Origin of the sequence: Acidovorax sp. sif1233, assembly GCF_019218755.1 — a bacterium.
In the GTDB taxonomy this organism is placed as follows: Bacteria; Pseudomonadota; Gammaproteobacteria; order Burkholderiales; family Burkholderiaceae_C; genus Acidovorax.
Window position 1 is genome coordinate 317,665 of the sequence record NZ_JAHUWZ010000003.1, and the last position, 13,962, is coordinate 331,626.

Genomic DNA, 13,962 nt, shown 5'->3' on the forward strand with positions numbered 1-13,962 from the left:
CTGGACGCCCTCCATGCCCCACCCTTCTTCCCCTGACCTGCCCTTCCTGCCGTTCGCCCGCCCCGATATCGGTGCTGCGGAAATCGATGCCGTCAGCGCAGCCCTGCTTTCGGGGTGGGTCACGACCGGGCCCAAGACCAAGGAGTTCGAGCAGGCATTCACCGCCTTCCTGGGGGGCGACGGGCTCCAGAGCCTTGCCGTCAACTCCGCCACGGCGGGTCTGCACCTTGCGCTGGAGGCCCTGGGCATCGGCCCCGGCGACGAGGTGATCGCGCCCACACTGACCTTCACCGCCACCGTGGAGGTGGTGCGCTACCTGGGCGCCGAACCGGTACTGGTGGATGTGGACCCGGTGACCCTCAACATCGACCCGGCCAAGGTGCGCGCCGCCATCACGCCCCGAACAAAAGCCATCATGCCCGTGCACTACGGGGGCCTGGCCTGCGACATGGACGCCATCCTGTCCATCGCCAAAGAACACCAGCTCAAGGTGGTGGAAGACGCAGCCCATGCCTTGCCCACCACCTGGCGCGGCACCCTGGTGGGGCAACTGCAATCCGATGTCACGGTGTTCAGCTTCTACGCCAACAAGACCATCACCACCGGAGAAGGCGGCATGGCGGTGACGCGCGACCCGGAGCTCGCCAAGCGCATGCGCGTGATGCGCCTGCACGGCATGAACCGGGATGCCTTCGACCGCTTCACGTCCAAGACGCCCGCCTGGTACTACGAGGTGGTGGCTCCGGGATTCAAGTACAACATGACGGACGTTGCAGCCGCCATGGGCGTGGAGCAACTGGCGCGGCTGCCGCAATTCGTGCAGCGACGGCAAGACCTGGCAATCCGCTACCACGAACAGCTGGCGCCCCTGCCCCTGACCTTGCCAGCCACTGCGCCACCAGGCGACACCCATGCGTGGCACCTCTATGTCATCCGGCTGCGGGCGGACGCGCCACTGGGGCGTGACGAGGTCATCCAGGCACTGTCGGACAGGGGCATCGGCACCAGCGTGCACTATGTGCCGCTGCACCGGCACCCGTACTGGCGCGACCGGTACCAATTGACGCCCGCCATGTTCCCCCAGGCCGATGCAGCCTACCAGGCCATGATCAGCATCCCCTTGTTCACCGCCATGAGTCACAGCGACCAGGACCGCGTGATTGCAGCGCTGCACGAGGTGCTGCGCTGACATGCCCAAGCGGCTGTTCGACCTTTTCTTTGCTGCCCTCGGCTTGCTGCTGCTCGCCCCCGTGCTGCTGGCCGTGGCACTGTGGGTGGTGTGGGATTCGCCCGGTCCAGCATTCTTTCGCCAGCAACGCGTGGGCCGCGCAGGCAGGTTGTTCCGCATCTACAAGTTCCGCACCATGCACCCGCGCGCCGAAGCCTTGGGCCCGGCGATTACCGTGGGGGCGGATGCCCGCATTACCCGGGCTGGCCACTGGCTGCGGCGCACCAAGATCGATGAATTGCCCCAGCTTTTCAACGTGCTGCTGGGCCACATGAGCCTCGTCGGCCCCCGGCCTGAGGTGCCGCACTATGTCGCGCTCTACCCGGATTCCGTGCGGGAACTGGTGCTCAGCGTGCGGCCGGGCATCACAGACCGCGCCTCCATCGAATTCCGCGACGAAAGCACCTTGCTGGGCCAGAGCGGCGATCCGGAGCGCACTTACGTGGAGCAGATCCTGCCCGTCAAGCTCCGCTACGCCGCCGACTACGCCCGCTCGCACACGCTCTGGACCGACCTGAAGATCATCGCCGGAACGGCATCCGCGCTGTGGAGCGACCGCCCGTCCAGGGGATAAGGACCAGTCGGCACCCCGTAGCCGATAAAATCAGGGGTTTGGCTGAACCCAGCCCCAAAATTTCACGCCCCCGCACCGACGGCACCTATGTCAGACCAAAACCACGCCCCCGCTCCCCAGGACGAAAACCAGCTCATCGCCGAGCGCCGCGAAAAGCTCCGCGCTCTGCGCGAGGCCCAGGCCAACGGCGGTGGTGTTGCCTTCCCCAACAACTTCAAGCCCGGCCACAAGGCCGCCCAGTTGCACCTGGAGCACAGCGCTGCCACGAACGAGGCCCTGGAAGCCACGCCGGTGAACGTCTCGGTGGCCGGCCGCATGATGCTCAAGCGCGTCATGGGCAAGGCCAGTTTTGCCACGGTGCAGGATGGTTCGCTGGGCGACGTGGGCGGGCGCATCCAGCTTTACGTGACCCGCGACGCCGTGGGCGAAGAGCTGTATGCCGCCTTCAAGCACTGGGACCTGGGCGACATCGTGGGCGCCGAAGGCACGCTCATGAAGACCAAGACGGGCGAGCTGTCGGTCAAGGTGACCGGCCTGCGCCTCTTGACCAAGAGCCTGCGCCCCCTGCCCGACAAGTTCCACGGCATGGCCGATCAGGAGCAGAAGTACCGCCAGCGCTATGTGGACCTGATCACCGACGAGCAGGCCCGCAAGCGCTTCATGGCGCGCAGCAAGGCGGTGAGCGGCCTGCGCGAGTTCATGGTGGGCCACGGCTTCCTTGAAGTCGAAACGCCCATGCTGCACCCCATCCCGGGCGGCGCCAATGCCAAGCCGTTCGTCACGCACCACAACGCGCTGGAGCAGGAGATGTACCTGCGCATCGCGCCCGAGCTGTACCTGAAGCGCCTGATCGTGGGCGGTTTCGAGCGGGTATTCGAGATCAACCGCAGCTACCGCAACGAGGGCATCTCGGTGCGCCACAACCCCGAGTTCACCATGATGGAGTTCTACGCGGCGTACTGGAACTACCTGGACCTGATGGACTTCACCGAGACGCTGATCCGCGAAGTGGCGCTCAAGGCCACGGGCTCGCTGCAAATGACCTACCAGGGCCGCGCCGTGGACCTGACGCAGCCGTTCGCGCGCCTGACCATCCGCGAAGCGATCTTCCAGTACACCGAAGCCGGCGCCCACGTGGACGATGCCGCGTGGCTGGTCAGCGCGCTCAAGAAGCTGGGCATGACCGAGGAGAAGGACAAGCTCTCGGCACGCACGCTGGCCAGCCTGCAGGTGCTGTATTTCGAAGAAACGGTGGAAGACAAGCTCTGGCAGCCGACGTTCATCATGGAGCACCCGACCGAGATCTCGCCACTGGCACGCGCCAACGATGCCCGCCCCGAGGTCACCGAGCGTTTCGAGCTGTACATCACGGGCCGCGAGTTCGGCAACGGCTTCAGCGAGCTGAACGATGCCGAAGACCAGGCCGCGCGTTTCCATGCCCAGGTGGCCGCCAAGGACAGCGGCGACGACGAGGCCATGTTCTACGACCATGACTTCGTGCGGGCGCTGGAATACGGCATGCCCCCCACGGGGGGTTGCGGCATCGGCATCGACCGCCTCATGATGCTGCTGACCGACAGCCCCAGCATCCGCGACGTGATTCTTTTCCCAGCGCTGCGCCGGGAGTCCTGAGGCCGCATCCGCAGCGCCCGGCCGCCACGTCCGCCTGATCGCGCCGTTTCACAGGACACACCAGGAGCCACCGTGCCATTCATCTCCAGCACCGCCCCTTATCCGGCCAACGCGCCACTGCCCGCGGGCGCAGGCTTTTCGGTGCTGGTGGTCGAGGACCAGGGCTCCGTGCGGGCCGCGCTGGTGGCCGAACTGCGGCGCGCGGGCGTGTCCGCCATCTTCGAGGCCCCGGAGGGCAGCGCGGCACTGCACCTGTTCAAGGCCCACCGGCCCGACCTGGTGCTGCTGGACATCAAGCTGCCCGGCAAGGATGGCTACTGGGTGGCGCAGCAGATGCGCGAGAGCGAGGCCGGCGACTGGACGCCCATCATCTTCCTGTCGGGCCTGGACAACGAGCTCGACGTGTGGCGCGGCATCGAAGTGGGGGGCGATGACTACCTGGTCAAGCCCGTGAGGCCCATCGTGCTGATGGCCAAGCTGCGGGCCATGCGGCGGCTGCTGGACATGCGCCGCAGGCTCGTGTCGGTGTCGGCCGAGCTGCACCTGGCCAACCAGCGCCTCAACGAAATGGTCGAGGTCGACGCACTCACCGGCCTGGTCAACCGCCGCGGCTTCGACCGCATCCTGCACAACGAGATCCTGGCCGCACGCCGCGATGCCACGCCGCTCACGCTGATGCTGTGCGACCTGGACCACTTCAAGCTGTTCAACGATGCCAGCGGGCATGTGCAGGGCGATGCCTGCCTGAAAGAGGTGGGCCGCCTGCTGCGCGAGGTCTGCGTGCGCCCCAGGGATGTGGCTTCGCGCTATGGCGGCGAGGAATTCGCCCTCATCCTGCCAAACACGCCGCGCTCGGGCGCGATGACCTTTGCAAGGGCATTGGCGCAGCTGCTCAAGGTCCGCGCCATACCGCATGCGGATTCGCCACTGGGCAGCATCCTGACACTGTCGGGTGGCATCACCACCTGCGTGCCCGACGACAGCACCAATGCCGAAAGCATGATCATGCGGGCCGACCAGGCCCTGTATGCCGCCAAGGCCCAGGGCCGCAACCGCTTCTTCAGCTTTGAAATGCAGATGGACACCGTGGAGCAATTGCGCAATTGAGTTTCTTTTCCGCCTTCTCGTTCGACGCCACCGAGCGCAGCGCGCGCACCGCCGTTTCGCGCATGCAAATCCTGAAGGCCCGCCTGCCCGACTGGGTGCAGGACTGGCTGGAGGTCATCATCCCCGGCACGCAGATCCTGCTGATCCTGTTTGTCGCCTGGCTGCTGCAGCGCATGCTGCGCCGCATCGTGCGCCGCGCCAGTGCGCACTACCAGGTGCCCGACGAGCTGGTCGTGCCCATGAATGGGCTCATCCGCTGGTTCATCGTGGCGGGCGCCCTGCTGCTGGTGCTCGAGCGCATGGGAGTGTCCGCCACCGTGCTCTGGACGGCATTCACGGGCTTCGCCACGGTGGGCGCCGTGGCGTTCTTTGCCGCGTGGAGCGTGCTCTCCAACCTGTTCTGCGCGCTGCTCATCTTCACGGTACGGCCCTTTCGCATCGGCGACTACATCGAGGTGCTGGACACCGCGGAGAAACCGGGCGCCAAGGGCCGGGTGGTGGACATCAACCTGCTGTACACCACGCTGGAGGACCATGGCGCAGCAGCGGGCCAGGTGGCATGGCTGCAGATTCCGAATGCGTTGGTGTTTCAGCGGGTGGTGCGCAGATTCCAGGGGGTGCCACCGCCGCCCGCGCCCCCCGCCAGCGCTGCGCATGCCGCGGAAAGTGCGCCGGCGGCCCCGCCACCGGTCACGCCCGGGCCTTTCAACACGCCATAGCGCAACCAACCAACCAACCAACCAACCAACCAACCAACCGGGCGCGGCACGGCCCTGCGCCAGGCCGCGCGCAAGCGGTTGCTCTGCGTCAGGGCAGCAGGTCGAGCGCCTGCAGGTAGGCGGGCTGGTACATCAGCTCGTCCCACGCCTGGGGCAAGGTTTCGGGCAGCAGCGCCAGGCGGCGGGACTCGCTGTCCACGCTGGGCTGCCAGCGGCCCTGGGCGCGGGCCTGGTCCAGGCCGGCGATGAGTTCATCCACCGCGCGGCCATCGCCCACGCTCTGGTTGCACAGCAGCACGAGGTCGCAGCCGGCCTGGAGCGCCGCCACGGCCGCATCGGTGTAGCCGACCACCTGGCCGTCCAGGCGGCGTGCGCCTTCCATGCTGAGGTCGTCGCTGAAGATCGCGCCATCAAAGCGCATCTGGCGGCGCAGGATGTCCTGCAGCCAGCGCTGGGAGAAGCCCGCGGGGCGGCTGTCGACCTTGGGGTAGATCACATGGGCCGGCATCACGCTGGTGAGCGTGCTGCTGAGCCAGGGGTACGGGGCTGCGTCGTCGGCCAGGATGGCCTTGAGGCTGCGCTTGTCCACGGGTACCTCGGTGTGGGAATCGGCCTTGACGAAGCCATGGCCGGGAAAGTGTTTGCCGCAATTGGCCATGCCGGCCTGCAGCAGACCATGCATGAGGCTCTTGGCGAGCAGCGCCACCACGCGCGGGTCGCGGTGAAAGGCGCGGTCGCCGATCACACCGCTTTCACCCCAATCGAGGTCGAGCACGGGCGTGAAGCTGAAGTCCACACCGCAGGCGCGCAGCTCGGCGCCCAGCACATAGCCCGCCGCCGTGGCCGCATTGGTCGCACGCAGCGCGCCGCTGCCGGGCACGGCCCTGGCACCCTTGCCGTCGTCCATCCACATGTCGCCCAGCGCGCGCATCGGCGGCAGGTGCGTGAAGCCATCGGTGCGAAAGCGCTGCACGCGGCCGCCTTCGTGGTCCACGCAGATCAGCAGGTCGTCGCGCACGGCCTTGATGCTGCTCGTGAGCTGCAGCAGCTGCGCGCGGTTCTCCCAGTTGCGGGCAAACAGGATGATGCCGCCGGTCAGCGGGTGCGCGAGGCGGCGGCGGTCAGCGCTGGTCAGCTCTTTGCCAGCCACGTCGAGGATGAGGGGTGCGTGTTCGGTCATGGGTTTCAAGAATGATTTTGCTATGCAAATAATAGCTATCAGCGCTTGCCAATCAAGCGCTGGAGGCCGATTTTTCTTCAGCCCTCTCGACCACGCAGAAACTGGCGGCGTAGTCGGTCTCGTCGGTCACGCTCAGGTGCGCCTGCAGCCCCCGGACCTCGAACCATTCCTTGAGCGCGCCGTGCAGCACGATGACTGGCTGGCCGGATGGCAGCTTGGCGACCTCGCAGTGGCGCCAGGTCATGGGCATGCGCATGCCCAGGCCAATGGCTTTGCTGAAGGCTTCCTTGGCGGAAAAGCGCGTGGCCAGGTAGCGCAGGCCCCGGTCGGGCCAGCGGCTGCTCCTCTCGCGCCAGGTGGCCAGTTCGCCGTCGGCCAGCACCTTCTGGGCAAAGCGTTCGCCGTGGCGCTCCAGGCTGGCCGCGATGCGGCGCACGTCGCAGATGTCGGTGCCGATGCCGTAGATCATGGTCTTTTTTTTGAGTCAAATCAGCCGCCAGCGCTTATTCATCAAGCGCAAGCAGCTATCAAATCAGGAGTTATCTGCCTGTGCCGCAAAACCCGACCGGATGCAGCCCAGGTAGGCCAACACCGTGGCGGCGTAGCCCAGCTCCAGCGCGTCGGCGATCAGTGCATGCCCAATCGAGACCTCCAGCACGCCGGGCACGCCGCGCACGAAGGCGGTGAGGTTGTCGCGGTTGAGGTCGTGGCCCGCATTCACGCCCAGGCCCGCATCCAGCGCGGCCTGGGCGGCCGCGGCGTAGCGTTTTAGCTCAACCTCCTGCTGCGGGGTGCCCCAGGCGGCGGCATAGGGCTCGGTGTACAGCTCCACCCGGTCGGCGCCCACCGCCCTGGCGGCGGCCATCTGCTCCGGCACCGGGTCCATGAACAGGCTCACGCGCACACCCAGTGCCTTGCACTCGGCGATCAGAGGCGCCAGGCGCCCGGCATCCTGCGGAAAGCTCCAGCCGTGGTCGCTGGTGAACTGGTCTTCGCTGTCGGGCACGAAGGTCGCCTGGTGGGGGCGCACCTGGCGGATGAAGTCCATCAGGTTCTGCGACGGGTTGCCTTCGATGTTGTATTCGCGATCAGGCCAGGCCTTCATCAAGGCGGCCAGCTCGAACACGTCCTGGCCGCGGATGTGCCGCTCGTCGGGCCGGGGATGCACGGTGATGCCCTGCGCGCCCGCCCGCAGGCACAGCTCGGCCGCGCGCGTGACGCTCGGAATGCCCAGGTGGCGCGTGTTGCGCACCAGGGCGACCTTGTTGACGTTGACCGACAGGGCGGTGGTCGGGTGCGAGGGGCGGTGTGGCTGGTTCATAGGGCCTGCAGGTCGATCATGAGCTGGCGGGTGCGCAGCGTCGGGCTGCCGCAATGGTATTGCAGCAGGGCACGCAGCTGGGGCTTGAGTTCGGCCGAGACGGCAACGCAGGCCCGCAGTGTGGCGGTATAGCTGGCGGCATCGTCCAGCGCCCGCTGCAATGCCTGCCACTGGCTGCCCGGCAGCCCGCCCCGCTCGACCGCCGAGGCAGCGCGCAGGCCTCCTTCGGGGACCAGCGTGTAGCGCGTGCCGGCCTGCAGGGGGGCCAGGGTCATGGTCTGGACGTCGAGGCTGGGCAACAGGCCGATCTCGCGCAGCAGCAGCAGTTCGAAACTGCGCAGCACGGGCTCCAGGGCGTCGCCATGCTCGCTGGCCAGCACCCGCACCACGCCCGCGTAGGCGTCGAACAGCGCGGCGTGCGGGTCCGCGCGGGCCAGCAGGCGCAGCAGCAGTTCGTTGAGGTACAGGCCCGACAGCAGGGCGTCGCCCGTGGGCATCACGTGGCCGCCCACCCACTCGGCGCCCTTGAGCGCGTGGATGTCCGCGTCGCCATTGCCGGCCAGGGTGTAGGTCAGCAGCAGGGGCTGCAGCGGCAGCAGCACCGGTCGGAAGTTGGAGCTGGGCTTCTTCGCGCCCTTGGCCACCAGGGCGACGCGGCCGTAGTGGCGGCTGAAGACCTCCAGGATCAGGCTGGACTCGCTCCAGTCGTAGCTGTGCAGCACGAAGGCAGGTTCATCGGAGATGCGCTTGGCGGCAGCCACGTGGGGGTCGCAGGGGTAGGCGTGAGGATGGAGTGTGGCGGCGGCTCAACCAACGCCGGCCACCCGGCGGGCAGCGGGCGCTGATGGCATGCACTTACTCGTAGCCGAAGGAACGCACCCGGGCTTCATCGTCAGCCCAGCCGGAGCGGACCTTGACCCACAGCTCCAGGAACACCTTGGCATCCATGAGCTTTTCCAGCTCCTGCCGCGCCTCGGTGCCGATGCGCTTGAGCCGCTCACCCTTGTCGCCGATGACCATCATCTTGTGGTTGTCCCGCTCCACCACGATGGTGGCGGCGATCTTGACCAGTCGCTTGTGCTGCTTGCTCGCCTCTTCCTCGAACTTGTCGATGACGACGGTGGAGGTGTAGGGCAGTTCATCCCCGGTGAAGCGGAACAGCTTTTCGCGCACGGTTTCGGAGGCCAGGAATTTCTCGCTGCGGTCGGTCAGTTCGTCCTCGCCGTACCACCAGCCCTGCTCGGGCAGGTATTTTTCGCAGATGCCGAAAAGGCGCTCGATGTCGCCCTTGTTCTTAGCCGACATGGGCACGAATTCGGTGAACGGATGGCGCTCCTGCATGCTCTTGAGCCAGGGCGCGATCTCCGCGCGGCGGTGCACCATGTCGAGCTTGTTCGCCACCAGGAGCGTGGGAATGCCGGGCTTGAACAGCGAGAGTACCTTGGCATCGGCCAGCGTGAAGTTGCCGGCCTCCACCACGAACAGGATCAGGTCCACGTCGCCGATCGCCCCCATCACGGTCTTGTTCAGGGACTTGTTGAGCGCGGTGGCGTGGCGCGTCTGGAAGCCCGGCGTGTCCACGAAAATGAACTGCGTCTGCTCGCGGGTGCGGATGCCGGTGATGCGGTGGCGCGTGGTCTGCGCCTTGCGCGAGGTGATGCTGATCTTCTGCCCCACCAGCGCATTGAGCAGCGTGGACTTGCCCACGTTGGGCTTGCCCACGATGGCGATCACGCCGCAGCGCTGGCCGGGGACGGCCGCGGGGGCGCCCGCCGCCGCGAGCATGGCCTCCAGGTCATTTTGCGCCCCTGCGCTTGCTGCACCTTCGTCACCAGCTACATCTTTGGTAGCATCATTCATAGATTCTTTGCTTTCAATGTGGCCAGCATGGCCACCGCTGCGGCCTGCTCGCCGGCCCGGCGGGAGCCGCCGATGCCACGCTCGGTCAGGCCCAACTCGGGAATGTCGCATTCGACATCGAAGGTCTGGCGGTGCGCCGCCCCGACCGTCGCCACCACGCGGTACTGCGGCAGCTTCATTTTGCGGCCCTGGAGCCACTCCTGCAACGCGGTTTTGGCATCCTTGGACGCCGCCTGCATCTGCGGGTTGATCTCGACACCCTGGAACAGGCGGTGCACCAGCGCCTCCGCGCTGCCATACCCCGCGTCAAGGTACACCGCGCCGATGAGCGCCTCCAGCGCATCGGCCAGGATGGACGGCCGCTGCTGGCCGCCGGATTTGGACTCCCCCTCCCCCAAACGCAGCACCTCGGAAATCTTGAGGCCCAGCGCCAGCTGGTGCAGGGTGTCCTGCTTGACGAGGTTGGCACGGACACGGGACAAATCGCCTTCCGGCAAGGCCGACAATTGCCGATAGAGCAGGCTTGCGACCGCCAGATTCAACACGGAATCACCCAGAAACTCCAGCCGCTCGTTATGGTCGGCCGAAAAGCTGCGGTGCGTGGTGGCGCGCTGGAGAAGGGATGGATCGGAAAAAACATGCTGCAGGCGGGACTGCAGCGCTTGAAGGCCGGCGTGCACTAATTTGTGTGTCCTTCAAAGCGGTAGACAAGATAGGCCGGACCCGCCAGCGCGATTTCGCGGGAGTACTTGTAGGACACCACGACCTTGTCGCCACGCTTGCCCACCTCCAGGTCCTTGCCCTGGATGGAGGCAATGTTGTCAATTGCCGCTGCGCGGTCAAACGCCGCCTGAACACCAGCCACGGAGCTTTCTACTTTGGCCTTTTCAACGGCTTTTTTAATGGCCACATATTCAAGAAAAATGGGGACCGACTGGCCGCCAATGGCGAAAACGGCCACAGCCAGGACACCAATGAAGACCAGACCAAAAAAAGACAATCCGCGCTGGCGCGACCGGCTGGCCACGCGATGGACTTTCACCATGATGTATTCCCTCTCCTTGTTTGCCTTGACGGCCGTGGCTTAGTGGAATGAACCGATGCGCTTGAGGTTACCGAAATTCATCCAGACAAAAAAGGCCTTCCCGACGATATTGCCTTCTGGAACGAATCCCCAGTAGCGCGAATCGAGCGAGTTGTCCCGGTTGTCCCCCATCATGAAATAGTGGCCTTCCGGCACCTTGCAGACGACGCCTTCGACACTGTAGCGGCAGTTTTGCCGGTAGGCAAAATTGCTCGCGCCCTGCACGAAGGCAGGAACATCGGGGTTGTTCAGCAAGCGATGCGGCTGCGGGCCCAGTTGCTCTTCAAACTGCTTGAAGTAGCGCATCGAATCCTCTTCGAAGAAATCCGGCGCTGCCTTGGTATCCACGGCTTGGCCGTTGATCGTGAGGCGCTTGTTGAGGTAGGCGACCTCGTCCCCCGGCACTCCGACCACCCGCTTGATGTAGTCCAGGCTGGGCTGTGGCGGGTAGCGAAACACCAGCACATCCCCCCGCGCAGGCTTGGTGCCTTCGGTGATCTTGGTGTGGATGACCGGCAGGCGGACACCGTAGGTGAACTTGTTCACCAGGATCAGGTCGCCCACCAGCAGCGTGGGAATCATGGAACCCGACGGAATCTTGAAAGGCTCGAACAGAAATGACCTCAGCAGGAACACCGCGACGATCACCGGGAACAGTCCTGCGGTCCAGTCCAGCCACCAGGGCTGCATGAGCAGCCTCCCCTTGGCTTCCTGGACATCCACATCAACCTTCTGGATGCCCATGCGGTCCAGTTCGGCGCGGCGCTGCACGGCGGCATCTTCCACGGCCTGGGCCGCCCGGCGGCGCTGCGGCAAAAAGTACAGCCGCTCGGCCAGCCAGTAGGCACCCGTGACCACCGTGGCCAGGAACAACAGCAGGGCAAAGTTGCCTTCCACGGCCCCAAAGTACCAAGCGCCGATATACCCGCCAAATGCGGCCAGCACCACAGAGGTGAGAATCTGCATGGCCTGCATCAGTCTTCCACCTGCAAAATGGCCAGGAAGGCCTCCTGGGGCACCTCGACCGATCCAATCTGTTTCATGCGTTTCTTACCTGCTTTCTGCTTCTCGAGGAGCTTGCGCTTGCGGGTGATGTCACCGCCGTAACATTTTGCCAGCACGTTCTTGCGCAATGCCTTGATGGTTTCGCGCGCAATGATGTTGGCACCGATGGCGGCCTGAATGGCCACGTCGTACATCTGGCGGCTGATGATCTCGCGCATCTTGGCGACCACGGCACGGCCGCGGTACTGCGATTGCGAGCGGTGCACGATGATGGACAGCGCGTCGACCTTTTCACCGTTGAGCAGGATGTCGACCTTCACCACATCGGAGGCGCGGTATTCCTTGAACTCGTAGTCCATGGAGGCATAGCCGCGCGACACCGACTTGAGCTTGTCGAAGAAGTCGAGCACGATTTCGCCCAGCGGCATTTCGTAGGTGAGCATCACCTGGCGGCCGTGGTATGCCATGTTCATCTGCACGCCGCGCTTCTGGTTGGCCAGTGTCATCACCGGGCCCACATAGTCCTGCGGCATGTACAGATGCACCGTGACGATGGGCTCGCGGATCTCCTCCAGCCGCCCCTGGTCCGGCATCTTGGAGGGATTCTCGACCATGATCACTTCGCCATCGGCCTTGACCACCTGGTAGACCACGCTGGGCGCCGTGGTGATGAGGTCCTGGTCGAACTCTCGCTCCAGGCGCTCCTGCACGATTTCCATGTGCAGGAGCCCGAGGAATCCGCAACGAAAACCAAAGCCCAGCGCCTGGCTCACTTCGGGTTCGTAGTGCAGCGAGGCGTCGTTGAGCTTGAGCTTTTCCAGCGCATCGCGCAGCGAGTCGTACTCGCTCGCTTCGGTGGGGTACAGCCCCGCAAAAACCTGCGGCTGGATTTCCTTGAAGCCGGGCAAGGCCTCGGCGGCGGGGCCTGCGTTGTTGGGCAGCTTCTTTTCCAGCGTGATCGTGTCGCCGACCTTGGCGGCCTGCAGCTCCTTGATGCCCGCGATGATGTAGCCCACCTGCCCCGCATCCAGCGAATTGCGCGGCTCGTTGGCGGGCGTGAACACCCCCAGGTTGTCGGCGTTGTACACGGCGCCACTGGCCATCATCTTGATGCGCTCGCCCTTGAGCAGCCGCCCGTCCACCACGCGCACCAGCATCACGACGCCGACATAGCTGTCAAACCAGCTGTCGATGATCATGGCCCGCAGCGGACCCTGCGCATTGCCGCGCGGCGCGGGCACCTTGGCGACGATGGCTTCCAGGATCTCCTCGATGCCCATGCCCGTCTTGGCGGAACATGGAATGGCATCCGTGGCGTCGATGCCGATCACGTCCTCGATCTCGGCCTTGGCGTTGTCCGGATCCGCATTGGGCAGATCCATCTTGTTGAGCACCGGCACGACCTCGACACCCAGGTCCAGCGCCGTGTAGCAGTTCGCGACCGTCTGGGCTTCGACGCCCTGGGATGCATCGACCACCAGCAACGCGCCCTCGCAGGCAGACAGCGAGCGGCTCACTTCATACGAGAAGTCCACATGACCCGGCGTGTCGATCAGATTGAGGTTGTAGACCTGGCCATCCTGTGCCTTGTATTGCAGTGCCGCCGTCTGCGCCTTGATGGTTATCCCACGCTCCTTTTCGATGTCCATCGAGTCCAGAACCTGGGCCTCCATCTCACGGTCCGCAAGGCCGCCACAGCGCTGGATCAAGCGATCAGCGAGCGTCGACTTGCCATGGTCGATGTGCGCAATGATGGAAAAATTTCTGATGTGGTTCATCAACGGAAAGCGTCAAGTGATTGAATTAAAACGGAGCACACAAGAAAAAAGGGCGCGTCGAATGGCGACGCGCCCTGAACCAACAATCATTGGCAACTGCGATAGTTGGAGCTTCATTGTAGGCAAAAAGCCCGCAGGAAAAAGCCCATACGACTGCATCCAGGGGGAGTTGCCAGGGTGCAACAGGGCTTTTATTCACAACTTATTCACAGTCTGCACAACAACAACGCTGGACAACTTGTGGGTGAGCTGTGGATCAGCTGTGCATTGCACCAGCGCATCCCGCATCGTGAATCCGCGCCTGGCCAATATACAGATTAGCGTTGAACAGGAGCCTCTATTCTATCGAATCCAGTTGATAGACTTTGAAAAAGTTAGCAAAAGCTAACATTCATGCCTTCGGAGAGGTTCCAGCAAAAACGCCAAAAAACCTTTCGCCGCGGTCAAATAGCCCATTGCAAAAGTGGGGAATCG

15 protein-coding genes are annotated in these 13,962 nt (G+C 64.7%); 6 read left to right on the top strand and 9 right to left on the bottom strand.

The genetic code is table 11. The features are described 5' to 3' along the window. Window positions 1-13 precede the first annotated feature (13 nt). From KW843_RS13145 to KW843_RS13165, 5 genes are all read left to right on the top strand, one after another. Window positions 14-1,189: a DegT/DnrJ/EryC1/StrS aminotransferase family protein gene (locus KW843_RS13145; RefSeq protein ID WP_218295582.1), complete on the top strand. Its 1,176-nt coding sequence runs from the start codon at window positions 14-16 to the stop codon at window positions 1,187-1,189. A 1-nt stretch (window position 1,190) separates the two neighbouring features. Continuing rightward, a complete protein-coding gene (locus KW843_RS13150) occupies window positions 1,191-1,802 on the top strand; it encodes a sugar transferase (protein ID WP_218295583.1) in 612 nt (203 codons plus the stop codon). A gap of 87 nt (window positions 1,803-1,889) precedes the next feature. After that, on the top strand, window positions 1,890-3,434 hold the full coding sequence (lysS, locus tag KW843_RS13155; RefSeq protein WP_218295584.1) for a lysine--tRNA ligase: 1,545 nt from the start codon (window positions 1,890-1,892) through the stop codon (window positions 3,432-3,434). Between the two features lie 81 nt (window positions 3,435-3,515). Continuing rightward, the gene (locus tag KW843_RS13160) at window positions 3,516-4,541 is read left to right on the top strand and encodes a diguanylate cyclase domain-containing protein (protein ID WP_369643777.1); all 1,026 of its coding nucleotides are present in this window, start codon (window positions 3,516-3,518) and stop codon (window positions 4,539-4,541) included. Window positions 4,542-4,603: 62 nt separating this feature from the next. Further along, window positions 4,604-5,260 (top strand): mechanosensitive ion channel family protein, encoded by a 657-nt coding sequence (locus tag KW843_RS13165; RefSeq protein ID WP_218295818.1) that lies wholly within the window; start codon window positions 4,604-4,606, stop codon window positions 5,258-5,260. A gap of 88 nt (window positions 5,261-5,348) precedes the next feature. Here the strand turns inward: KW843_RS13165 and nagZ are convergent, their stop codons facing one another. The 9 genes from nagZ to lepA all read right to left on the bottom strand — a co-directional run bounded on the left by nagZ (window position 5,349) and on the right by lepA (window position 13,488). Beyond that, the gene (gene nagZ, locus KW843_RS13170) at window positions 5,349-6,440 is read right to left on the bottom strand and encodes a beta-N-acetylhexosaminidase (RefSeq protein ID WP_218295586.1); all 1,092 of its coding nucleotides are present in this window, start codon (window positions 6,438-6,440) and stop codon (window positions 5,349-5,351) included. 52 nt (window positions 6,441-6,492) lie between these two features. Then, window positions 6,493-6,909 (bottom strand): holo-ACP synthase, encoded by a 417-nt coding sequence (gene acpS, locus KW843_RS13175; RefSeq protein ID WP_218295587.1) that lies wholly within the window; start codon window positions 6,907-6,909, stop codon window positions 6,493-6,495. A gap of 63 nt (window positions 6,910-6,972) precedes the next feature. After that, window positions 6,973-7,761: a pyridoxine 5'-phosphate synthase gene (locus KW843_RS13180; protein WP_218295588.1), complete on the bottom strand. Its 789-nt coding sequence runs from the start codon at window positions 7,759-7,761 to the stop codon at window positions 6,973-6,975. Continuing rightward, window positions 7,758-8,522 (bottom strand): DNA repair protein RecO, encoded by a 765-nt coding sequence (gene recO, locus KW843_RS13185; protein ID WP_218295589.1) that lies wholly within the window; start codon window positions 8,520-8,522, stop codon window positions 7,758-7,760. The genes KW843_RS13180 and recO overlap by 4 nt, the downstream gene beginning before the upstream one ends. Before the next feature lie 94 nt (window positions 8,523-8,616). Beyond that, on the bottom strand, window positions 8,617-9,621 hold the full coding sequence (era, locus tag KW843_RS13190; protein ID WP_218295590.1) for a GTPase Era: 1,005 nt from the start codon (window positions 9,619-9,621) through the stop codon (window positions 8,617-8,619). Next, window positions 9,618-10,301, bottom strand: coding sequence for a ribonuclease III (gene rnc / locus KW843_RS13195; RefSeq protein ID WP_218295591.1), 684 nt, complete (start codon window positions 10,299-10,301; stop codon window positions 9,618-9,620). The genes era and rnc overlap by 4 nt, the downstream gene beginning before the upstream one ends. Continuing rightward, complete coding sequence (locus KW843_RS13200; protein ID WP_218295592.1) at window positions 10,301-10,666, bottom strand: DUF4845 domain-containing protein; 366 nt, start codon at window positions 10,664-10,666, stop codon at window positions 10,301-10,303. The genes rnc and KW843_RS13200 overlap by 1 nt, the downstream gene beginning before the upstream one ends. Window positions 10,667-10,705: 39 nt before the next feature. Next, entirely contained in the window at window positions 10,706-11,680 is a 975-nt protein-coding gene (gene lepB, locus KW843_RS13205) for a signal peptidase I (RefSeq protein ID WP_218295593.1), read from the bottom strand. Next, on the bottom strand, window positions 11,680-13,488 hold the full coding sequence (gene lepA, locus KW843_RS13210; RefSeq protein WP_218295594.1) for a translation elongation factor 4: 1,809 nt from the start codon (window positions 13,486-13,488) through the stop codon (window positions 11,680-11,682). The genes lepB and lepA overlap by 1 nt, the downstream gene beginning before the upstream one ends. Here lepA and KW843_RS13215 point away from each other — a divergent pair. After that, window positions 13,478-13,876: a hypothetical protein gene (locus KW843_RS13215; RefSeq protein ID WP_218295595.1), complete on the top strand. Its 399-nt coding sequence runs from the start codon at window positions 13,478-13,480 to the stop codon at window positions 13,874-13,876. The two genes, lepA and KW843_RS13215, sit on opposite strands and share 11 nt — an antisense overlap. Window positions 13,877-13,962: the final 86 nt, after the last annotated feature.